Origin of the sequence: Mucilaginibacter sp. JRF, assembly GCF_015223065.1 — a bacterium.
Classification (GTDB): Bacteria; Bacteroidota; Bacteroidia; order Sphingobacteriales; family Sphingobacteriaceae; genus Mucilaginibacter.
This window is the reverse complement of sequence record NZ_JADFBY010000015.1, coordinates 1-20422: the sequence shown is the minus strand read 5'-3', so window position 1 is coordinate 20422 and position 20422 is coordinate 1. Positions and strand designations below refer to the sequence as shown.

At 45.3% G+C, this 20422-nt stretch carries 19 protein-coding genes; 13 read left to right on the top strand and 6 right to left on the bottom strand.

Translation table 11 applies throughout. The features are described 5' to 3' along the window. Window positions 1–62: 62 nt before the first annotated feature. The 3 genes from IM792_RS20890 to IM792_RS20880 all read left to right on the top strand — a co-directional run bounded on the left by IM792_RS20890 (window position 63) and on the right by IM792_RS20880 (window position 3609). The gene (locus tag IM792_RS20890; protein ID WP_194103869.1) at window positions 63–647 is read left to right on the top strand and encodes a hypothetical protein; all 585 of its coding nucleotides are present in this window, start codon (window positions 63–65) and stop codon (window positions 645–647) included. Between the two features lie 190 nt (window positions 648–837). Further along, window positions 838–2967 carry a carboxy terminal-processing peptidase gene (locus IM792_RS20885; RefSeq protein ID WP_194103868.1) on the top strand — a complete coding sequence of 710 codons (2130 nt, stop codon included), beginning with the start codon at window positions 838–840 and terminating at the stop codon, window positions 2965–2967. A gap of 75 nt (window positions 2968–3042) precedes the next feature. Then, window positions 3043–3609, top strand: a complete 567-nt coding sequence (locus tag IM792_RS20880) for a putative glycolipid-binding domain-containing protein (RefSeq protein WP_194103867.1) — start codon at window positions 3043–3045, stop codon at window positions 3607–3609. On the opposite strand, the gene IM792_RS20875 is transcribed toward IM792_RS20880, so the two are convergent. Further along, window positions 3603–4790, bottom strand: a complete 1188-nt coding sequence (locus tag IM792_RS20875) for an anhydro-N-acetylmuramic acid kinase (RefSeq protein WP_194103866.1) — start codon at window positions 4788–4790, stop codon at window positions 3603–3605. The genes IM792_RS20880 and IM792_RS20875 overlap by 7 nt on opposite strands. A 68-nt stretch (window positions 4791–4858) precedes the next feature. Here IM792_RS20875 and IM792_RS20870 point away from each other — a divergent pair, with 68 nt between their 5' ends. Next, window positions 4859–5944: a DUF5009 domain-containing protein gene (locus tag IM792_RS20870; RefSeq protein WP_194103865.1), complete on the top strand. Its 1086-nt coding sequence runs from the start codon at window positions 4859–4861 to the stop codon at window positions 5942–5944. Window positions 5945–5998: 54 nt separating this feature from the next. Here IM792_RS20870 and IM792_RS20865 read toward each other — a convergent pair whose 3' ends face one another. From IM792_RS20865 to IM792_RS20850, 4 genes are all read right to left on the bottom strand, one after another. Further along, window positions 5999–9742 (bottom strand): ATP-binding protein, encoded by a 3744-nt coding sequence (locus IM792_RS20865; RefSeq protein WP_194103864.1) that lies wholly within the window; start codon window positions 9740–9742, stop codon window positions 5999–6001. 83 nt (window positions 9743–9825) lie between these two features. Next, window positions 9826–10710 carry an ACP S-malonyltransferase gene (fabD, locus tag IM792_RS20860; protein WP_194103863.1) on the bottom strand — a complete coding sequence of 295 codons (885 nt, stop codon included), beginning with the start codon at window positions 10708–10710 and terminating at the stop codon, window positions 9826–9828. A 133-nt stretch (window positions 10711–10843) separates the two neighbouring features. Further along, a complete protein-coding gene (folE, locus tag IM792_RS20855) occupies window positions 10844–11482 on the bottom strand; it encodes a GTP cyclohydrolase I FolE (protein ID WP_194103862.1) in 639 nt (212 codons plus the stop codon). 9 nt (window positions 11483–11491) lie between these two features. Then, complete coding sequence (locus IM792_RS20850) at window positions 11492–11908, bottom strand: 6-carboxytetrahydropterin synthase (protein WP_194103880.1); 417 nt, start codon at window positions 11906–11908, stop codon at window positions 11492–11494. Between the two features lie 80 nt (window positions 11909–11988). Between IM792_RS20850 and IM792_RS20845 the strand changes: the two genes are divergently transcribed. From IM792_RS20845 to IM792_RS20830, 4 genes are read left to right on the top strand one after another with little or no spacing between them, the layout of a single operon-like run. Next, window positions 11989–12564, top strand: a complete 576-nt coding sequence (locus IM792_RS20845) for a zeta toxin family protein (protein ID WP_194103861.1) — start codon at window positions 11989–11991, stop codon at window positions 12562–12564. Beyond that, window positions 12554–12766, top strand: a complete 213-nt coding sequence (locus IM792_RS20840) for a hypothetical protein (RefSeq protein ID WP_194103860.1) — start codon at window positions 12554–12556, stop codon at window positions 12764–12766. The genes IM792_RS20845 and IM792_RS20840 overlap by 11 nt, the downstream gene beginning before the upstream one ends. Before the next feature lie 38 nt (window positions 12767–12804). Then, window positions 12805–13485 (top strand): futalosine hydrolase, encoded by a 681-nt coding sequence (gene mqnB, locus IM792_RS20835; protein WP_194103859.1) that lies wholly within the window; start codon window positions 12805–12807, stop codon window positions 13483–13485. 12 nt (window positions 13486–13497) lie between these two features. Continuing rightward, window positions 13498–14367, top strand: coding sequence for a 1,4-dihydroxy-6-naphthoate synthase (locus IM792_RS20830; protein WP_194103858.1), 870 nt, complete (start codon window positions 13498–13500; stop codon window positions 14365–14367). A 38-nt stretch (window positions 14368–14405) separates the two neighbouring features. Here IM792_RS20830 and IM792_RS20825 read toward each other — a convergent pair whose 3' ends face one another. Continuing rightward, the gene (locus IM792_RS20825) at window positions 14406–15647 is read right to left on the bottom strand and encodes a TlpA disulfide reductase family protein (protein WP_194103857.1); all 1242 of its coding nucleotides are present in this window, start codon (window positions 15645–15647) and stop codon (window positions 14406–14408) included. A 541-nt stretch (window positions 15648–16188) separates the two neighbouring features. Between IM792_RS20825 and pnuC the strand changes: the two genes are divergently transcribed. The 5 genes from pnuC (at window position 16189) to IM792_RS20800 (ending at window position 19875) form a co-directional block, all read left to right on the top strand. After that, window positions 16189–16800: a nicotinamide riboside transporter PnuC gene (pnuC, locus tag IM792_RS20820; protein WP_194103856.1), complete on the top strand. Its 612-nt coding sequence runs from the start codon at window positions 16189–16191 to the stop codon at window positions 16798–16800. Then, a complete protein-coding gene (locus IM792_RS20815) occupies window positions 16793–17338 on the top strand; it encodes an ATP-binding protein (RefSeq protein WP_194103855.1) in 546 nt (181 codons plus the stop codon). Before pnuC ends, IM792_RS20815 begins: the two co-directional genes overlap by 8 nt. An 80-nt stretch (window positions 17339–17418) precedes the next feature. Then, window positions 17419–17979 carry an RNA polymerase sigma factor gene (locus IM792_RS20810; protein ID WP_194103854.1) on the top strand — a complete coding sequence of 187 codons (561 nt, stop codon included), beginning with the start codon at window positions 17419–17421 and terminating at the stop codon, window positions 17977–17979. Continuing rightward, window positions 17976–18545 carry a hypothetical protein gene (locus IM792_RS20805; RefSeq protein WP_194103853.1) on the top strand — a complete coding sequence of 190 codons (570 nt, stop codon included), beginning with the start codon at window positions 17976–17978 and terminating at the stop codon, window positions 18543–18545. Before IM792_RS20810 ends, IM792_RS20805 begins: the two co-directional genes overlap by 4 nt. Next, window positions 18526–19875: a hypothetical protein gene (locus IM792_RS20800; RefSeq protein WP_194103852.1), complete on the top strand. Its 1350-nt coding sequence runs from the start codon at window positions 18526–18528 to the stop codon at window positions 19873–19875. The genes IM792_RS20805 and IM792_RS20800 overlap by 20 nt, the downstream gene beginning before the upstream one ends. Window positions 19876–20422: the final 547 nt, after the last annotated feature.

Sequence of the window (20422 nt, the reverse complement as noted above, 5' to 3'; positions counted from 1 at the left end):
TACAGGTACGCTATAAATATTGCATGAAATATATTTTACTCGTTTTTTTATGTTTAACAGGCATGTCGGCTTCGGCACAGTGGTGGCGTATCGGTCCGTTAAAACATAAGCGTTACCCGCAAATAGCGCCTGTAAAAAACTACTCGTTCAACAAAAATTACATACTGGGATCGCCGCAAGTGGCTGCAAGGCCTATCAAGGGTTTTAAGCTGCGTAGTTATTACGACCTTACCCAGGCCGAAATGCGTTTTATGAAAAGCGCCCAGCACAATATGCGCTTTCGCGAATACAATATTGCCAGCTATAACTTTAGCGATCTGGCCAGGGTGTATATGGAGTTGAATCGCCTGTCAGAAGCTAAATGGTTTTTGCTGCAAAGCAACCTCATAGCCCGCAGGCAAAATGATGCCAGGCATACGTTTTTAAACCTGCTATCGTTAGCATCGGTAAAAATTGATATGGGCGAAATAAGCCTGGCGCGTGAGGATTTGATAGAAGCCCGCGGCATAGCCGATTCACGTGGCTGGCGCGGCGAAGCGGCCGAAATTGACAAAAAGATACAGTCCATAAAAGGTGTAAGCAATTCGGCCCCCAAATCCGAATTAAAATACGCGGAACTGCCTGAAGCTGAAAGTAAATCGAAATAAATTAAACGTTTTGTAACAAAAGGGTAATTTCAGGCATCAATTACAATAGAATTCAAACAATATCGTATTATTGTTATTCAATATATTATAAGGACAGCCTGGTATGGCTGTCTTTTTTTACATAAGTAATTTACAAAAGGCACAAGTATTGATGTTGGTTAAAAACCCCGACCTAAAAACGGTAAAAGATATGTTTAAGAAATTATATGCTGTGTTGGTGATCGGCGCTGCACTTTCGTGCCAGGCCTCCCCATCAAAACCAATAAAAGTAGCCGGCTCTAATGATCTTCAGCCCGATGAGCAGCAATCCATCGTACTGCAAAATGTGGCCGAAATGATCACCAAGTACAACTACAAAAAGATCGATCTGAATGATTCTATCTCCGGAGTGATATTTGACCGCTATATTAAGGCGCTGGATGGTAACCACAATTACCTGCTGGCAAGTGATGTTAAGGATTTTGAGAAATACAGGCTGATGCTTGATGATGACATGAAGGCCGGTAACCTGGCTAATGTGTTCTATATATTCAACGTATACCAAAAACGTTATAACGATCGCATTAACTACTCGTTAAAGCAGGTGAACGATAATTTTGATTATACTAAGAGCGAAACCTTTACTTACGACCGCGAGAAACTACCTTGGGTAGCATCGCCGCAGGAGTTGGATAAACTTTGGGATGGCCGTGTAAAGTACGATTTGCTTAACCTTAAACTGGCCAATAAGGATATGGCCAAGAATAAGGAAACCCTGCGCAAGCGTTACCAAAACCTGTTGTCGCAATCAAACAAGCTATCAAATGCCGATGTGTTCCAAATATTTATGGATTCGTTTACCGAAGCTGTTGATCCGCACACTAACTACTTTACGCCATCAAACGCGGCTAACTTCAATATCGAAATGTCGCGCTCGGTACAGGGTATAGGTGCTTCGCTGCAATCAGAGAATGAGTATGTAACCATCAAAACCATAGTACCCGGTGGCCCGGCTGATAAAAGTAAGCAGATAAGCGTTGACGACCGTATTGTTGGTGTTGCGCAGGGCAAAACCGGCGAATTCCAGAATATTATAGGCTGGCGTATTGAGAACGCTATCGCTATTATTCGTGGTACTAAGGGTACAGTGGTACGTTTGGAGATATTACCTGCCGGTGCAACCGCGGGCAGCAAGCCAAAGATCGTTGAGATGATACGTGAGAAGATCATCCTGAAAGATCAATCGGCCAAAAAGGAAATTAAAACATATAACCAAAACGGCAAAAACTTTAAGATAGGCATCATCTCTATCCCGGCATTCTACCTTGATTTTGATGATTACCGCTCAGGTAACCCTAACTACAAAAGCACCACCCGCGATGTAAAGCTGATATTAGATACCCTGAAACAACAAAAGGTTGACGGTGTGGTTATTGATCTTCGCCAAAATGGTGGTGGCTCGTTAACTGAGGCCATTGAGCTTACCGGTTTGTTTATTAAGGATGGCCCTGTGGTTCAGGTTAAAGATGCCCGTAACCAGATAGAGGTTGATAAGGACGAAGACCCGGAGATAGCTTACAGTGGCCCGCTGCTGATATCTGTTGACCGTTTCAGCGCTTCGGCATCTGAGATCTTCGCCGGTGCTATTCAGGATTATGGTCGTGGCCTAATAGTAGGTACACAAACCTATGGTAAAGGTACCGTACAAAGCGCCATCAACCTGGACAAGGTGATCACTACTACACTTAGCGAAAAAATTGCCGGTCTTGTAGGTAAAACCAAACCGGTAGGTACTGGTAGCCAAAACAAATTTGGTCAGCTTAACCTTACCGTGGCTAAATTTTACCGTATCAGCGGCGCATCAACCCAGCATAAGGGTGTAATGCCTGATATCAGCTTCCCGTCTATCATTCCGTTGGATAAATATGGCGAGGATACTGAGCCATCAGCTTTACCTTATGATGTTATACCAAAAAGCACCTATGCTAAAGTTGGCGATTTTGCTACCGTATTGCCTCAGCTTAAAAAACAGCATGAGCAACGTATGACGCAAAGCGCAAGCTACAAATACCTGTTAGAGGATATTGCCGAGTTTAAAAAGACCGAGGCTGAAAGAAGCGTAACCCTTAACGAGGAGAAGCTGAAAAAGGAACGTGATACCGACGAGCAAAAAAGCTTTGAACGTACTAACCTGCGCCGTGTGGCTATGGGCTTACCAGCCTTGAAAAAAGGCCAAACCAAACCACGTAATGAGGATCTGGACTTTATGAAAGTTGAAGCCGGACAGATATTGATTGATTACATTAACATGGATAACAAGCTTACAACGGTGTTTAAATAAAACCTGTTGTTGTAAAATGCTGATTAACAGCCCGCACCCTAAACAAGTGCGGGCTGTTTGCGTTTATAAAATGCAATGGAAGAGAAACTTGTTATATGGAAAGGCATAGCCGATTACAATTCGGTAGAGCATTGTTTGGTTACGGCCAGCACAACTGATGTAACGGTATCATCAACCATTGTAGGTACTATTAATGATCTCTCGTTCGAGGTTAATTACTCGCTGTTGCTTGATGGTGGATGGAATGCCAAAGAGGTATACATAGAGTATGTTGTTGATGGTACGCCGCATAGCTGGCACTACGTAAAGGTTTCGGTAGGATGGCTGGGTGGCGACTCGCCCGAGCCTGTACATTGCGATTGTGTGGATGTAGATATCACCATGACCCCATTTACCAACAGCCTGCCCATAAACCGCCTGAACCTGCAACCTGGGCAATCTGCCGAAATTGAAGTATTGTATTTTGATATACCCACTGAAAAAGTAAGTACAGATGTACAAAAGTATACCTGTATAGATGAGCATACCTACCGCTTTGAAAATGATGGCGGGAATTTCACTGCCGAGCTAACCATTGACAGTGATGGCATGATCACCAACTACCCCGGCTTGTTTGAGCGCCTGTACAGCTACACTCAATAAGGAAAGCCAAACTTGCCCATCAGCACGGCAGGGTTAGTGCCAATAGCGATAGGCTCGCCTACCAAAGCCTCATTACCCAATAGCGCGAATAGTATTGCCTCCTTAGCATCGGGGTTGATGCCTAATGCGGATGTGTTGGAGATGTTGGCTTTAGGCAAATGCTGTTTTAAATACGCCATTACAACGGGGTTACTTGCGCCCCCGCCACTTGCGTAAATGTTTACGTAAGTACTTACGTAACTGTTTACGAATTGAACAATGCTCGAACCGGTGAACGCGGTAAGCGTAGCAATAAGATCTGCAGGGCTTACTGAGCCAATTCCCGAATCGGTTATGGTCTTCTCTGCCAAAGCTAGGTTAAATACCTCCGGCCCGGTGGTTTTAGGTAATTTCTGATGGAAGAATGGGTGCTGCAATAAGGCATTTAGTAAGTTTTGATTTACTGTTCCTGAGCGGGCTATCTCACCCTCCTTATCAAAAGGCTTATCAAAATACTTTTTGCAGGCGGCATCTATCATGGTATTGCCGGGGCCAATATCGGTACTGAAAACTTCGTTTAAATTTTGTGAGTCGGGTAACCAGGTGGCATTGGCTATGCCGCCAATGTTTAATAGCAGACGGTTCTCGCCCGCTTTGCTGCCCAGCAATACATCGCCATACAAAGCCAGCGGAGCGCCCTCGCCGCCACCGGCAATATGTTTCTGCCTGAAATCGCTTATGGTGATGATGCCCGCTTTTACCGCTATATGGTCGCCGTCGCCAATTTGCAGGGTGGCGTTGGGGTAACCGGGTTGCAGGTGTTGCCTTTCCGGGGCATGGTAAATGGTTTGGCCGTGGCTGGCAATGTAATCAACCTCGGTGGGTTTTATCTGCCATTGCTCAAGCGCTTGTAATATTAGGTCGGCATGGTAGCCGCCTATGTAGGCATTCAGCAGGGTAAGCTTTTCAATATCGGCCTGGCGTTTGGCGAATACCTGCCTTACCTCGCCCTTAAAATGTTCATCGTAGGGTATGGTGGTAAAGTTCAACAGCTCAAACTGTGTTTGCATGCCATGCCCGGTAAAACGGCATAGGGCAATATCCAACCCATCCAGTGAGGTGCCCGACATGAGGCCGATGCCCAGCCGTTCACTCTTTTGCGCTATGTTGAACAGTTTTTGCAGATTACGGTTAAGTGCCATCGAATCAAAGTTATTATAATCGGTGTTTTTAAGCGCTATTTTTTTATGTTTGAGAATAAACTGTTTAGATGAGCCAACCTGTTTCAAAACGTCTTTTATCGCTTGATGTGTTTCGTGGTGCTACCGTTGCCGCCATGATACTGGTAAACAACCCAGGTAGCTGGGAGTACATTTACCCGCCGCTTGAACACTCCAAATGGAACGGCTGCACGCCAACCGATCTGATATTTCCGTTCTTCCTGTTTATTGTAGGGGTATCCATTGTGTTCGCTATGGAAAGCAAAAAGGCCGACCCTGCAAACCACGGTAAAATGATACTGACGGCCCTACGCCGTATGGCTATCCTGATCATTATCAGTTTAGGTACGCACCTGCTGTTTCACCCGGGCCTGGCTACCATGCGCATACCGGGCGTGTTGCAGCGCATCGCTGTAGTGTTCTTTATCTGTACGGTGCTATACATCAAAACATCGCGACGCACGCGCGATTGGGTGTTTGGCCTGGCGCTCATAGGGTATTACATCATTATGTGTTTTGTACCCGTGCCCGACCACGGCCCGGCTAACCTGGAGCCTGAAACCAACATAGGTGCCTGGCTGGATCGTTTGATACTGACGGAGAACCACCTGTGGAGCCAATCGCGCACGTGGGACCCTGAAGGTTTGCTGGGCACTATACCGGCCATTGCTACAGGTTTGTTCGGCATCAGGGTAGGCTCATGGCTTAAGCAAAAGGCTACTGAAGAAAGCGTAAAGGTAACCTGGATGCTAACCTACGGCGTAGCGGCTGTAATACTTGCACTAATATGGGATATGTTCTTCCCCATCAATAAATCACTATGGACAAGTTCATTTGTGCTGTATACCGGCGGCCTGGCTACCATAGCCCTCGGCATTAGTTACTGGCTGATTGATGTGAACGGTCGTACACGGTTTACCAGCTTTTTTATTCCGTTCGGGGTAAATGCTATTACCGCCTATGTACTATCCATGTACATACCACATTACATGAGTAAACTCAATATCAACAAAATATTGTTCGATCCTTACCTGTCGCCCCTGAACGCTTCGCTGGCCATGGCCATATTTTGGGTGTTGCTGATATGGGTAGTTATGTGGGTGTTGTATAAACGGAAGATCATCATTAAGGTATAAAACAAGAGCGGCCTCAGCAAATGCTGAGGCCGCTCTTGTTTTATACGGTATTCGCTAAGCATTATCCGCCGCAGGCAAGCTTAAGTAGAATGTGGTACCTATGCCAAGCTCAGTTTCAAACCAAACCTTGCCGCCGGCATTTTCAATAGAGTTTTTGATAAAGGCCAGCCCCAAACCCGTGCCCGAGCTTTTGGTAGTAAAGTTAGGCTCGAATATCTTTTCGCGCATATCCTCGGGGATGCCGTTGCCGTTATCCTTAATGCTTAGTAATATGTTTTTGCTGGTGATCAGGAAACTAAGGTCGATAACTCCAGCACGGTCGGGCGGAGTGGCCTCAATGGCATTCTTCAACAGGTTATTAAAACAGCGCAGCAACTGGTCGCGGTCGGCATTAATGACGAACGGCTGCTCGGGCGCCTGGTAGTTGATGGTGAGGTTATCCATCTGCTTAAAAATGATCACCGCCTGGTTAAGCACCTCAAAAATATTCATCTGCACCATCTTGGTATCAGGCATCTTGGCAAATGCCGAAAACTCCGACGCGATGGACGACAAACTCTCTATCTGCTCCACAAATGATTTGCTAAAGCGCTCAAATTTCTGATCGAACTTAGGGTCTTTATCCTTCCACGATTTATCAAGCAGTTGCAAGCCCAGTTTCAAAGGCGTAAGCGGGTTCTTGATCTCGTGGGCTACCTGCTTGGCCATCTCGCGCCAGGCGCTCTCCCTTTCTGATTGTGCCAGCTTTTGCGCGCTGTTCTCCAACGCCGCTATCATCTTGTTATACTCCTTAACCAGCGCGCCTATCTCATCATCACGATCCCATTTAATAGGCTCGTTTTTACGACCATAAATAATACGGCTAAGGCTGTTTTGTATAAAATTGAGCGGTGCGGTTATCTGCCGGGCTATAACCACTGCCAGCAAACCAATGGCGATGAATACCAAGGCGTATACATTGATCATGGCATTCAGCAGCGAGCCTACCTGTGCCTTGTAATCCACTTCGTTCGAGAAATAGGGGAGTTGCAGGTACGCAACCGTTTCTTTCTTTGAATCCTTTAAAGGCGCGTAAACTGATTTGTAATGCAGCTCGCCAATGGTTTCATCATTTACATATTCTGACTTTTGCAGCTGGCTCATTTGTACGAACGCCCTGGAGTTCATGCGGGGTGCATGCAGGCCATTCTCATATATCTTGGGTTGGGTGGTGCCTTTTAGTGAGCCTTGCTTGTTAAACACCGTCAGATCGGCCGAAAAGGTGTTGGCCAGTTCCTCAAAACTTTTAAAATTATCCGTATTGATGCTATCAATATACTTATTGAAATCGCCGTTCTCAAAGGCGTCGGTAATACGGGCAATTTTTAGCCGTATCATTTCTTCCTGCTGCGAGTTGTATTGCGTGCGGATGAATAAGAACGTAATAAAGCCCACAATAATGAGGGTGAACACCACGGCCAATATCATGGAGAACTGTATGCGTGTTTTGTACAGCACCTTATCAAAATTGATGCGGAAGCCCCACTTTATCTTATTATCGGTAACGTATAATATGCGTATACGCAGCCACAGCAAGCGCATTAGTACTATCAGTAAACTGAACAGCAGCAGCAACACAAAAAAGAAGGTAAGCGCCGTTACACCAAAAAACAGCATGTTCTCGCTTTTGCTAACCACCATCACATTACGTTTTGATACCCGGTATACCAGGTGGTTATTGCGCGAGAACATGCGGTACCATTCCGGGTATATGCTATTGGTGGTCATGTAATGATACTTGTTGAGCGGAGCATCAAACACCTTGTTAACAATATCATATATATAATTGCCGTTTTGGGTAACCAGTTTACCGTCTGAATAAAAGGCGTACGAGTAATCTTTAAGCTGATTGGCCCACTCGTTATTACCCTCAACCAACAACTCCGGGAATTCCCTTAATGCTGCCTGGCCTTTTGAGCTCAGTTCAATTAATATCGAGCCTTTATTTACCCCCCTGTAGATAACGGGCAGTATGGCAAAGTAATTTTGCAAACCGAACGATTCATTCTCACGGAAGAAATAGTTAGACACCTTGAACGAGCTGTACATCATCTGGTCGCGGTAAACACTAAGCGGGTAGCCGTTATCAGCAATAACAGGCTGATCGTTAGTATCAAACTGCCGTATATTAACTCTGTAGCGCGGCACTGAGCCGTTAAAGTAAAGCTTTTGCAGCCTGGTTTTTATGGTGATGGCCTGGTCGGGCTTGCCAAAGGCACGGAGAATATCGGTGTCTTTAACTATCTTTTTTTCGAGCTTGCGCAGGGCATTGTTTATCTCGGCATCATTAGGCTTTAAAAGTTTACCGGCAAACTCCTTACGCTCCGTAAGTTCTTTGATGGACTGAAAAGTATTCAGCTCCACAGCCGATATAACCGCCCCGATGAATACCATGGCCAGCAACGATACGGCCGACAGGCGCCCATCAGAATACCGGTAATCGTACGAGCGGATAAGCACCATAATACCCATGAACATGAAAAAGGTATTGAACTTATAGCACGATGCGTATACCACAGTGGCGGCAGCCACAGCCAACAAAAAGATAAAGGTTTTATGCGCGTTTGATATAGGCAGCTTAATACAGATGGCTATAAAGGCATCGTTTATCAAATAAAATATCAGGAACGCGAAACACAGCATACATAAGCCCACCACACTTAGCGAGGTAAGGTTAAGCACGTTAGTAACATCGAAATTGATGTTCGACCTAACCACAACGCTATCAAACAAAACAAGCAACCCTGCCGACATGCCGATGATGAACGCCGTACAACACAGCAGCACCACGTAGCCTACCGCCCGGCTTTTAACATTGTTTAGCAAATAATTGCGGTTTACATAGATGAATGCCGAGAACCAGGTGGCAAAAAGTATGTTGATACAAAAATCGCCAAGGGAGGGGAACATCGCCCCATATTCAAAATGTGATGGGTTGAACAGATCGAGCTTGGTGGTAAAATCGGGCCAGGTGTATTTAAGGTTGATGAACCGCAGCGCGACAATAAACACCATGATGAGCAACGCTGCCAGCAGAGCGTGACCCTTGCGGGCTATATGCAAACAAAAATCATTAACCAGCAGGCACAGCACCAAAAAGGCGAAGAACCATACCGTTAACTCCGAATAAAAATAGCGGCTATTGATGGCGTTATCCTTTAGCTTAACACCAAACAAATATTGCCCGCTTATACTGTGAATGGGGTAAAACTGCCTATCGTTAAAGTCGGCAAGGTCAACAATATTGTCGGCCTCGCTGAGCAGGTATTTTGAAAATCCGTTTCTAAGATACTTATTCTGAAAAGTATAGTTCATTTTTACCGGGAACAGGAAGATGGCCGAAAAATCGCCGTCATTCTTGCGCATGGCCTCGTAATAACCATTCCCTTGTTTAATGAACGAGCGCCCCGCTTTTATGCGCCCCGGGTTTGAGGGCAGCACCTTTACCCCGCTCCAAAATGATAGTTTACCGGTATCAAGCGTTATAAACCATACATGCTCCTTAAGGGTATAATCGGTTATTAGCTTTAACGACAGGTCGGCATTATTGCGCAAGCCCTTAAGCTGGTTGAATTTTACCGAATCGTTAAGAATATCCTTAATGAAGCTCTCCCTGTCCTGAATATTATCTTCAAGGGTTTTGGCCGTTTGTTCGAGCGTGCGCCCCGGTGTGTATGAACTTGGTAATATGATGGCCGTTATAAAAAGGCTTATGGTTAATAAGGCCAGCAGCAAACGTATTTTTACCCTGTAACTCAAATCGGTATGTTTTTTGGCAGATAAAAGTAAATAAAAATAAAGCCACTTGTTTAAGTGGCTTTATATACAAACAGGAATATTTTTTAGCTGATAGAGGCGCTTGCAGTGGCTACGCCGCGATCAACCTTTTTAACAAGGCCCTGCAATACGTTACCCGGCCCTACCTCGGTAAATGAGGTGGCTCCGTCCTCAAGCATGTGCTGTACGGTTTGCGTCCAGCGCACGGCACCGGTAAGCTGGGCTATCAGGTTTTGCTTTATCTTTTCAGGATCAGTATATGGCTTGGCATCAATGTTTTGGTATATAGGGCAAACAGGTGCCTGTATATTGGTAGCCACAATAGCTGCCTCCAGCTCCACACGTGCCGATTCCATTAACGGTGAGTGGAATGCACCACCAACGTTAAGTTTTAACGCGCGTTTAGCGCCGGCGGCAAGCAGCTTTTCGCAAGCGGCATCAATACCGGCTATACTGCCTGATATTACCAGCTGACCCGGGCAGTTATAGTTTGCCGGAACAACCACATCGCTCACTTGCTGGCAAATATCCTCAACCGTAAAATCATCCAAACCTAAAATAGCGGCCATGGTTGATGGTTGCAGTTCGCAGGCTTTTTGCATGGCATTGGCACGTGCCGCTACCAGCCTTAAACCATCATCAAAGCTCAATGCACCGGCTGATACCAGTGCTGAAAATTCACCCAATGAGTGACCGGCAACCATATCAGGTTTAAAGGTATCGCCCAACACTTTGGCTAAAATAACCGAGTGTAAAAATATGGCCGGCTGTGTTACGCGGGTTTGTTTCAAGTCCTCATCGGTACCGTTGAACATGATGTCGGTAATGCTGAAGCCTAAAATATCGTTAGCTTTTTCAAAAAGCGCGCGTGCTTCGTCTGATGTTTCGTAAAGGTCTTTACCCATACCTACAAACTGTGCGCCTTGTCCTGGAAAAATGTATGCGTTCATGTTTTATTGTTGATCAGTGATCGGTAATCAGTGATTAGTTATTAACTGTTTAATTGGATTATGGTTTGGGGGTGGTGATTAGTAATCAGAGGTTAGTACCAATCACTGATCTCTAACCTCTAATCTCCAAACACTAACTCAACCTTGACGATATCAGATTTAAAAATTCCGTACGTGTTTTATCCTGCAAAAAGGCACCGGTAAATGCCGATGTGGTGGTTACCGAGTTTTGCTTTTGTACACCGCGCATGCTCATACACATGTGGCGGCACTCAATTACCACGCCTACGCCAATAGGATTAAGCGTTTGTTGTATACAATCGCGTATTTCGTTGGTTAAACGCTCCTGTACCTGTAAACGGCGGGCGAAAACATCCACAATGCGGGGTATCTTACTCAGGCCAACTACATAACCGTTAGGTATGTAAGCTATGTGCGCCTTGCCTAAAAATGGCAGCATGTGGTGCTCACACATCGAATATACTTCAATATCCTTAACCACAACCATCTGGCTGTAATCTTCCTTAAACATGGCCGATTTTAGTATCTCCTCGGCATTAAGGTCATAACCATGCGTTAGGTAAAGCATGGCCTTGGCCATACGCTCAGGGGTTTTCAGCAAACCTTCGCGACCGGGGTGCTCGCCTATCAGCTTAAGCACTTCGTGGTAATGGCCTTTAAGGCTATCAATCAGGTCGGGGTTGTAGCGGTCAATTTTTTCGTAACCGTCAATGTCATCATCGCGGTCGGGTATGTGCCGGGTGTTATCCATTAGTATATATTATTCGCCAAAGTACTCGGCGGAATTGTTTTCGGTTTCGTGCAGGCGTACCGAGTGCAAAAACACGCCCTCGAAAGCCTCAATAGGTGCTTTAAGCTGATTAAATATTTCGATACAAAGCAACTCGGTCGATGCCATTTTGCCCTGCATAAAATCAACATCCTTGTTCAGGTTCTTATGGTCAAGCTTTTCAACAATGCGCTCCTGAATTATGGCTTTCAGATCCTTCAGATCCATTAAATAACCGGTGGCATAGCTTATTTCGCCCTTTATGGTTACAAAAAGGTTATAGTTGTGACCGTGCCAGTTAGGGTTAGCGCACTTGCCGAATACCTCGGCATTTTTTTCTTCACTCCACTCATCCCTGTACATGCGGTGGGCGGCGTTAAAATGTTCTCTGCGCGTTATATAAATCATCATAATAATTGTGGGTGCAAATATACAAAACAAAAACAGGTGAGTTGTTTTATATTAGCCATCATAATTATAAGGTCGTTATGCCAAATCTTTACATTATAGCAGGATGCAACGGTGCCGGGAAAACTACGGCCAGTTACACCATGCTACCCGAAATATTAAATTGTAAGGAATTTGTTAATGCCGATAACATTGCCGCGGGCATTTCGCCCTTTAATCCGGAGAGTGTAGCGCTGGAAGCAGGCCGGATCATGCTTAAACGCATACATGAACTAATGAGGGACAACACGGACTTTGCCTTTGAAACCACGCTGGCTACCCGCAGCTACACACTGCTTATTAAGGAAGCCATTGAAAAAGGATACAACATTATACTGGTGTTTTTTTGGCTGGATTCTCCTGCTCAAGCTATAAGGCGGGTAGCTAAGCGGGTATCAGCAGGCGGGCACCATATACCGGATGAGGTGGTTACAAGGCGATATTATCGGGGTCTTTACAATCTGCTTAATCTGTACATTCCATTTTGCAATAAATGGATGATAGTAAATACCATGGGGCTGGTGCCCGAAACCATAGCCATGGATAACGGATTTGGAAAAGTAATACTCAATAACGAAATTTGGAATATTATACAGCAGCAAACCAATGGCTTTTGACAATATTGACACATCAGTAATTTCATCTGAAGCATCCTTTGAGAGCAAGGTGATTTACGGCATACAAAAAGCGCTGCGTAAGCTTGCCGAACAAACAGCCCTTCAAGGCGGTAATTTGGTAGTGAAAATTGACGGTGAAATAAAAGATGTTCCTGCCAGGGAACTGTTAAAGGATTTGCCCGAAGAAAAAACCACACTGTAAGGCTCGCTTTTCCGTTCATCTACATTTAAGCCATTATTATGCGCATTCTTATTGTAGCAGCCACACAGCCCGAAGTAGGGCCGTTGATTTCGGATTTCGCATCTTCAATTTCGAATTTAAACGATATCGGTCAAACGGTACTGCTAATTGCCAACAGCCAACTGCAAACTGCAAACTGCAAACTGCTCATCACCGGGGCGGGTATGGTGGCCACGGCATTCGCGCTGGGCAGGCATCTGGCAACAAACAGGTACGATCTGGTAATTAACCTGGGCATTGCCGGTAGCTTTGACCGCAGCATTGCCCTTGGTACTGTGTGCGAGGTTATCGAAGATACTTTGGTAGAACTTGGTGCCGAGGACGATGAAGCCTTTATAACCATTGATGACCTGGGTTTTGGTGAGAGCCGGTTTTATGCCAGCTATACCTTACCGAACACAATCGACATAAAAAAAGTGAAGTCCGCTACTGTGAACACCGTACACGGCAACGAAGCATCGATACAAAAACTGACCAGCCGCGTAAACGCCCAGTTGGAAAGCATGGAGGGCGCCGCATTTTTTTACGCCTGCAAACAGGCGGGCGTGCCTTGTTTACAGATCAGGTCAGTGTCAAATTACGTAGAGAAACGCGATAGGGCGGCATGGCAGATAGGGCCTGCCATCAAAAATCTGAATACATTTGCTGCCGAGTTGCTGCAAGATCTGTTGAAAGATTAAAACGTATTTACTATGAAACTAACCCTCGGCTTTTCGCCTTGCCCTAATGATACCTTTATATTTGATGCCCTAATTCACCATAAAATTGATACCGAAGGACTGGAGTTCGAAGTGTTTTATGATGATGTGGAAACCCTCAACCAAAAAGCCTTTAGTGGCGAGCTGGATATTACCAAACTAAGCTACCACGCCTTTGCCTATGTAGCCGAAAAATATGTATTGCTTGACAGCGGCAGCGCCCTGGGCTTCGGCGTTGGGCCGATGCTGATCTCGAAAAAGGATTATGCCGCGGGTAACGATGTAGACTCAATCATCTCAAATCTCAGATCTAACATCTCAAATCTCAAAATAGGTATTCCCGGTAAATACACCACCGCCAACTTTTTGTTAGGATTGGCTTTCCCGGAGGCTACTAATAAACAGGAGCTGGTGTTTAATGAAATTGAGGATGCCTTGCTAACCGAGAAGATAGACATTGGCCTCATCATTCACGAAAACCGCTTTACTTACCAGGATAAGGGCCTGAAAAAAATTATCGACCTGGGCGATTATTGGGAGAAAAAAACCGGCTGCCCTATTCCGCTTGGTGGCATTGTGGCTAACCGTAACTTACCTGCCGACGTTCAGCACAAGGTGAACCGTGTGTTGCGCAAATCGGTAGAATACGCATTCGCTAACCCAAAATCGGGACTGGAATTTATACGCCAACACGCGCAGGAAATGAGCGAGGAGGTGATGTACAAACACATTGAACTGTACGTGAACAAATACTCGGTAGATTTAGGCACCGAAGGCAAAAAAGCCATCAAGCTGATGTTTGATACCGCTAACGAGAAAAAGATAATTCCGGCTATTGAGGGCGGATTGTTTCTCAATCCATAATAAAACAAAAATGGCGGGTTAAAACAACCCGCCATTTTTTATTTCTCAGCTAACAGATCATCCGTTAGCTTTTCAAACTCGTTGATGAATTCGGTATAATGTTCGCCGGTGGCTGGGCCGCTAAAGCCGGTGTGTATCTTGCGCACATCGCCCTTTTTATCGATGATAATGGTAGTAGGGAAACCCACCACCTTACTCAAGCCGGGTAGGCTCTTGGCTGCCTCTCCCTTTTCGGGTGTAAAGCCGGTGATCAGTATGGGATAAGTGATGTCAAACCTTTCCTTCAGGCGGGTTAACGCTTTTACTGATTTATCGAAATCCTTGGTACGCTCATAAGCCAGACCGATGATCTCTACACCCTTTGGCTGATATTTTTTGTAATAGTTAACCAGGTAAGCGGTTTCGTCCATACAGTTAGGGCACCACGAGCCTAATATTTGCAACATTACTACCTTACCTTTAAAGCGATCATCATTAATTGATACCTTTTTGCCATCCAGATCAGGAAAGGTAAAATCCAGCTTTTTATAGCCGGGCTTTAAAGCGGTGAGCGAGTAAGCGTCGGGCAGTTTGGCTTGTTGGTTTTTTACGGCCTGCCAAACATCCGTACCTGATAAGCCCGCATAGAATTTTCCGCCCTCAATTTTATCAGCACCTGCAACTTTAGCTTTGAACAAATAGGCATGCCCGCCATCAAAGCACGACAGGTACAGGCTATCGCCGGCTACGGTACCTTCCAAAAAGCGGTAATCACCTGTGGTGGTTAAAAAGGTACCGGTAAGTTTGGCGCCATCGTGTTTAAACTCACCAACGGTGGTATCGGCCTCAGCGCCCTCGCCAAACGTAGCCGACCAACGCCCGCCAACATTCGCGGTTGCCGGTACTTCCTTTTCAAAAAAGCGCCATTTGGTGTTGGGGGTAGCGGTAAAATCCATAGCCACATCATTAGTGGCCAGGTGCTTTATCCATTTGCCCTGCAAGCCACCATCGTTGGTTTTAGCCAAAGCGAACTCCGAATCAAACAAAGGCATGTTTATAAATACCGAATCATCCTTGGTGCTTACATCGGGCACGGCAAAATGCTCGTTACCATTAATAATGCTCAGTTTGTATTTACCCGCGCTATCGGCCAGTTCAAAGTTAAAGGGTATACCTTCTCCGGCTGATGTTTTTAAAACCCCGCGCCAGGTGCCGGTTTGTAATTCGGATGATTGTTGACTGCATGAGGCTAATAACGCCGCCGAGAATATGAATAGTCCTTTACGGATGTGATGGATCATTTATAAAAAGTCTACTAAATTAATATACTTTTCAAAGGTAAGAATTTTTGCTTTACAAGGGAATGCCGGGTTTAGTTAGGGGATTGTAAAAATGTTTAAACAAAAAAAGAGAGCATTTTTAAGTGCTCCCTTTCCCCTAATTAATTTAAACTATTGATTAAACCCAAAACAAAGAACATATCATCTCAGCCTGGGCGTCTGAGAATTCGTTAAAAAAATGTTTTTCACAGGTAGACGTTGTTTCTATTTCTTTTTCACAGATATAAACGCAAGGTCACACAGAAAACAACAAACACAACGCCATTATATGCCAATAGGCGTAACTAAGCTGTTACATTAAGGGCAATAAAGCTGTTTTCAGTATAAATAAGGGTTAAAAAAATTGCTTGATAAATTAAGTGTCGCAACGCTTTTTTAAACTTTTGGGTAAATTCAGGACAATGTGTATGTATTTAGGAACATACACCTGTACGTTATTAACTACAAAGTGTATATTTTGTATAGTAATTTAAACACTTTGCAAAACTATATATTTGTTACAATGAATTGGAGCGCCGAATTACTGCAATGGTGGCAGCAACAAACCTGGTACGAGGTAATTGCCGTAATTACCGGTTTGGCCTGCGTATACCTTGCGGCGCGTAACAACATCCTCAACTGGCCATTCGCCATCATTAGCGTAAGCATATACCTGTACATATTTTTCAAGGCCCACCTTTTTGCCGATATGGGTTTGCAGGCATACTTTCTGGCCATGAACATTTATGGCTGGTATTACTGGCTGCACAAGCCCGATGATAGTGGCCTGGCGCCTGTTAAATCCATCACACAAAAACAACTTTTAATATCCGTAGGTAGTATTGCTGCCTGTACCGTTATATTGGGTAGCGGGCTAAAATATACCTCGGCATCGTACCCTTACCTTGATAGCTTTTGCGCGGCATGCAGCGTGGTAGCCCAATTGCTGATGGCGCGGCGCGTGCTGCAAAACTGGTTGCTATGGGTTTTTGTTGATGTTATTTACGTAGGCATCTATTATTTTAAAGATCTGCACTTAACGGCCATAATGTACGCTGTATATATATTTATGGCGACTATGGGTTATGTTGAGTGGCGGCGCGAGTATAAAAAACAAGTTCACCCAAATGGATAACAACATCATCAAAATAGCGGTTGTAGGGCCCGAGTCGACGGGTAAATCAACCATGTCGGCCTACCTGGCCGAGCATTACCATACCATTTGGGTACCCGAGTACGCCCGCGAATATTGCGAGAACCTTAACCGCGAATACACCTGGCAGGATGAGTTGAACATGTTTCACGGACAGTTGGAACTGGAAGAAAAGCTGGCACCGCAAGCCAACAAGCTGCTTATTTGCGATACTACCTTTATCACCATAAAAATATGGAGCGACCATTTATTCGGCAAATCTCCGCAGGAGGTGCTGGATAAACTGGCCGATCACCCTTACGATCTATACCTGCTTTTAGATATTGATATGCCCTGGCAGGATGACCCGCTGCGAGATTTTCCACATCTGCGCGGGCATTTTATGGATATATGGCACAGGGAGTTGCAAGCCCTTAATGCCGATTACAAGGTTATTTCGGGCCTTGGTGCCGGGCGTTATGCCCACGCTGTGCAGGCTATTGATGCCTGGCTGCAAAGCCGCGATGAAAAAATTATTTAATATTCTGATAATATTTTGCGCCGATGGTGCAACACTCAATAATATTCGCTGTCTAATAACCTGAAAGCTGAATATCACAATTGGAAGCCATATACATCGACAAACATTACAACCTGGTGGTTGAATGCAAGCAGGGTAGTAAAAAAGCCTGCTATGAGCTCTATCGCCTGTACTCTAAAGCAATGCTGAACATTGCCTACCGCATAGTGGGCAACGTTGGCGAGGCCGAAGATGTGCTGCAGGAAGCTTTTTTGCACGCCTTTAACAAAGTACACGATTTTAGGCAGGAAACCACCTTTGGCCTATGGCTCAAACAAATAGTCGTATCGCGATCTATCAACCTGCTCCGTAAGCGCAAACTGGAGTGGACTGACCTGGAGGACGAGAAGATGATGAACATTCCGGATGAGGAGGCGGATGACGACGAGGAAACGCAGTACAAAGTAGCCCAGGTGAAAGAGGCAATGAAGGAGCTCCCGGAGGGTTACCGCGTAGTACTATCGCTTTACCTGCTCGAAGGGTATGATCACGAAGAAATAGGCCAGATATTGAATATTACAGAAAACACATCGCGCACACAGTTTTTACGCGCTAAACGGAAACTGGGCGAAATTTTAAGCAGAAAAGGAATAACATCATGAGCAAGAGATTAGAAGATTTCATGAAGGCCAACAGGGACGAGTTTAACGACCTTGAGCCGCGTATGGAATTGTGGGACAGCATTGAACAAAAACTGAATCTGGCTGCCCCCAAGCCGGAAGATATTAAAAAACGTGAGGCCAAAACATTCTCGTTAGGCTTTGTGCTGCGGGTAGCCGCGAGCGTAATTGTGGTAATGGGCGTGTGCTTTGCCCTGTACCTGCGTAACGGCAACAAAGCCATTGAACTGGCCGACATTAACCCGACTTACGCCAAGCAGCAAATGCACTACGCATCGCTGGTGCAAACCAAACGTACAGAGCTGAAAACGCTGGCCAAGTCTGACCCTCAGCTGTACAAGGAGTTCAGCCATGAGATAGCCAAAATGGATTCGGCTTATAGCCGACTAAAAAGCGATTTGGCGACCAGCCCTAACCAGGAACGTATACTGCGTGCCATGATACGCAACCTGCAAATACAAACCGAGGTGCTTAACCAGCAACTAAGCGTAATTGAACAATTTAACGAGTGGAAGAAAGAAGAAAAAAATGAGATCAAAAATATATAAGCTAATGTTTTACCTGCTGGCTCTTACCCTGATCACTGCCGGCACCGCATCGGCACAAAAAAAACCTGCCGCGGCGCCTAAGCCTGCAAAACCCGCTACGGCCATTGTTATAAATGGCACTGCGCTGGTTAATGATGACAACATCAGTATCATCGATCTTAAGGACCTTAAAATCGCCCTAAAGGATATTGATACGAAAATTAACACCAAGGAGCTTAAACAGCTTAATAAGGAGCTGGCCATAAGCATGAAAACCATGAGCAAGGATCTTAACCTGAGCCTGGCCAACCTGGGTAACGAAGTAGCCGCCATTTGCGATGTTAGTCTTGACAACAACATTAACGTTAACGGCAATAACGTTACCATTAACGGCAACTATGCCAATACGCAAAGCGATGATGATGACCTGGAAGAAAAGGTAAAGAACTACAGCAAAACTTACTCTGCCGACCGTAATGATGCCTTGAAAATTGATAACCGCTACGGCAAGGTAACTGTTAACACCTGGAACCGTAACGAGTTTAAGGTTGATGTACAGATAAAGGTTGCCACCAACCGCGAAGGCCAGGCACAAAAAATGCTGGATGATGTTACCATTGCCGATGGCCGCGACGGGCAAACCGTATGGTTTAAAACCAAGCTGGGTAACAGTAACGAGGGTGGCTCATGGTCGTTTATTAGTGGCAGCCGCCGCAGCGTTCGCCGTATGGAGATAAACTATACCGTTTACATGCCTGCCAAAAACAACCTTGCTGTAACCAATAGCTACGGCAGCACCTCACTGCCTGATCTGTATGGCAAGGTAACCATTAATCAATCATATGGTGCCTTTGCCGCCAAAACGCTTAGCAACCCGGCTAATGATATTGATGTAAAATACGGTAGCGCCACTATTGAAGGCCTCAACGGCAGCGACCTGAATGTGGCTTATGGCAGCCTTAACCTTAACGAGTGCGAAAGGCTGAACGCCAACATTAGCTACAGCGGTGCCAAAATTGGCAGCATAAAAACATCAGGCAATATCAACGTAAAATACAGCGGCGGCTTAAACATTGCCACTGTTGATAAAAACCTGAAGAACCTGGTGGTTAACTCGTCATACTCCGGCGTAAAACTGGGCATCAGCGAGCCATTGAATGTTGACTTTGACGTAACCGTACACTACGGTAGCTTTAACTACGATAACGATGTGGTTAACGTAGTAAACAAAAGCCCATCAGACGATGAGCGAGGCTACAACCCCACCAAAAACTTCAAAGGCAAGCTGGGCAAAGGCAGCAGCGGCACTATCGTAATAAAATCAAATTATGGTAGCGTGAAGTTTGAGTAAGAGGTATAAGGAACAACCCAAAAGCCTGTCATTTCGAACGAAATACGAGGAGAAATCCGCCTCACTACCGCTCGAAATGACAGGCTTTTTTTATAATGAAAGCACAAACCATAAATAACCTATCCTACCGGCATCAGAAATGCCCGGAGTAGCACAAGCCTTGCCAAAGCACCACCTTTCACCGGGCAGGGCGTAGCCGGCGGCTTTTGTTTCTTTTGGTCGCTCAAAAGAAATTGAGGACAGGTAATGGACTTTGCTTTATTGAGCGTTTCTGCTTTATGTCAGTGGTTGTGCTTTTACCATTGTCAGTCTGCTCTTGGGCGCAGGGCCCAGTTACTTTGTCTTAGACACAAAGTAACCAAAAGTCAAGGCAGAAAAAACCTTCATCCGCACAGGCCATACTCCATGGCCCGGTTTTCTGCCAGGCCTACGCGCTTTTTACTTCTAAAGTTTATTGGAAGTCCTCCACTTTGGGGAGGATCTAGGAGGGATTATACCAAGAGAAATTTGTCGCCTTGCTATTGAACGCGGGCAGATTTCTCGCTGA

Bases quoted from the DNA above. Each gene is read 5' to 3' on its own strand.
- IM792_RS20825 (WP_194103857.1), bottom strand. From the start codon at position 15,647: ATGATCCATCACATCCGTAAAGGACTATTCATATTCTCGGCGGCGTTA.
- IM792_RS20845 (WP_194103861.1), top strand. From the start codon at position 11,989: ATGCCAAATCTTTACATTATAGCAGGATGCAACGGTGCCGGGAAAACT.
- IM792_RS20830 (WP_194103858.1), top strand. From the start codon at position 13,498: ATGAAACTAACCCTCGGCTTTTCGCCTTGCCCTAATGATACCTTTATA.
- IM792_RS20840 (WP_194103860.1), top strand. From the start codon at position 12,554: ATGGCTTTTGACAATATTGACACATCAGTAATTTCATCTGAAGCATCC.
- IM792_RS20805 (WP_194103853.1), top strand. From the start codon at position 17,976: ATGAGCAAGAGATTAGAAGATTTCATGAAGGCCAACAGGGACGAGTTT.
- mqnB (WP_194103859.1), top strand. From the start codon at position 12,805: ATGCGCATTCTTATTGTAGCAGCCACACAGCCCGAAGTAGGGCCGTTG.
- IM792_RS20800 (WP_194103852.1), top strand. From the start codon at position 18,526: ATGAGATCAAAAATATATAAGCTAATGTTTTACCTGCTGGCTCTTACC.
- IM792_RS20850 (WP_194103880.1), bottom strand. From the start codon at position 11,908: ATGATTTATATAACGCGCAGAGAACATTTTAACGCCGCCCACCGCATG.
- IM792_RS20875 (WP_194103866.1), bottom strand. From the start codon at position 4,790: ATGGCACTTAACCGTAATCTGCAAAAACTGTTCAACATAGCGCAAAAG.
- IM792_RS20870 (WP_194103865.1), top strand. From the start codon at position 4,859: ATGAGCCAACCTGTTTCAAAACGTCTTTTATCGCTTGATGTGTTTCGT.
- fabD (WP_194103863.1), bottom strand. From the start codon at position 10,710: ATGAACGCATACATTTTTCCAGGACAAGGCGCACAGTTTGTAGGTATG.
- IM792_RS20815 (WP_194103855.1), top strand. From the start codon at position 16,793: ATGGATAACAACATCATCAAAATAGCGGTTGTAGGGCCCGAGTCGACG.
- folE (WP_194103862.1), bottom strand. From the start codon at position 11,482: ATGGATAACACCCGGCACATACCCGACCGCGATGATGACATTGACGGT.
- IM792_RS20890 (WP_194103869.1), top strand. From the start codon at position 63: ATGTCGGCTTCGGCACAGTGGTGGCGTATCGGTCCGTTAAAACATAAG.
- pnuC (WP_194103856.1), top strand. From the start codon at position 16,189: ATGAATTGGAGCGCCGAATTACTGCAATGGTGGCAGCAACAAACCTGG.
- IM792_RS20885 (WP_194103868.1), top strand. From the start codon at position 838: ATGTTTAAGAAATTATATGCTGTGTTGGTGATCGGCGCTGCACTTTCG.
- IM792_RS20880 (WP_194103867.1), top strand. From the start codon at position 3,043: ATGGAAGAGAAACTTGTTATATGGAAAGGCATAGCCGATTACAATTCG.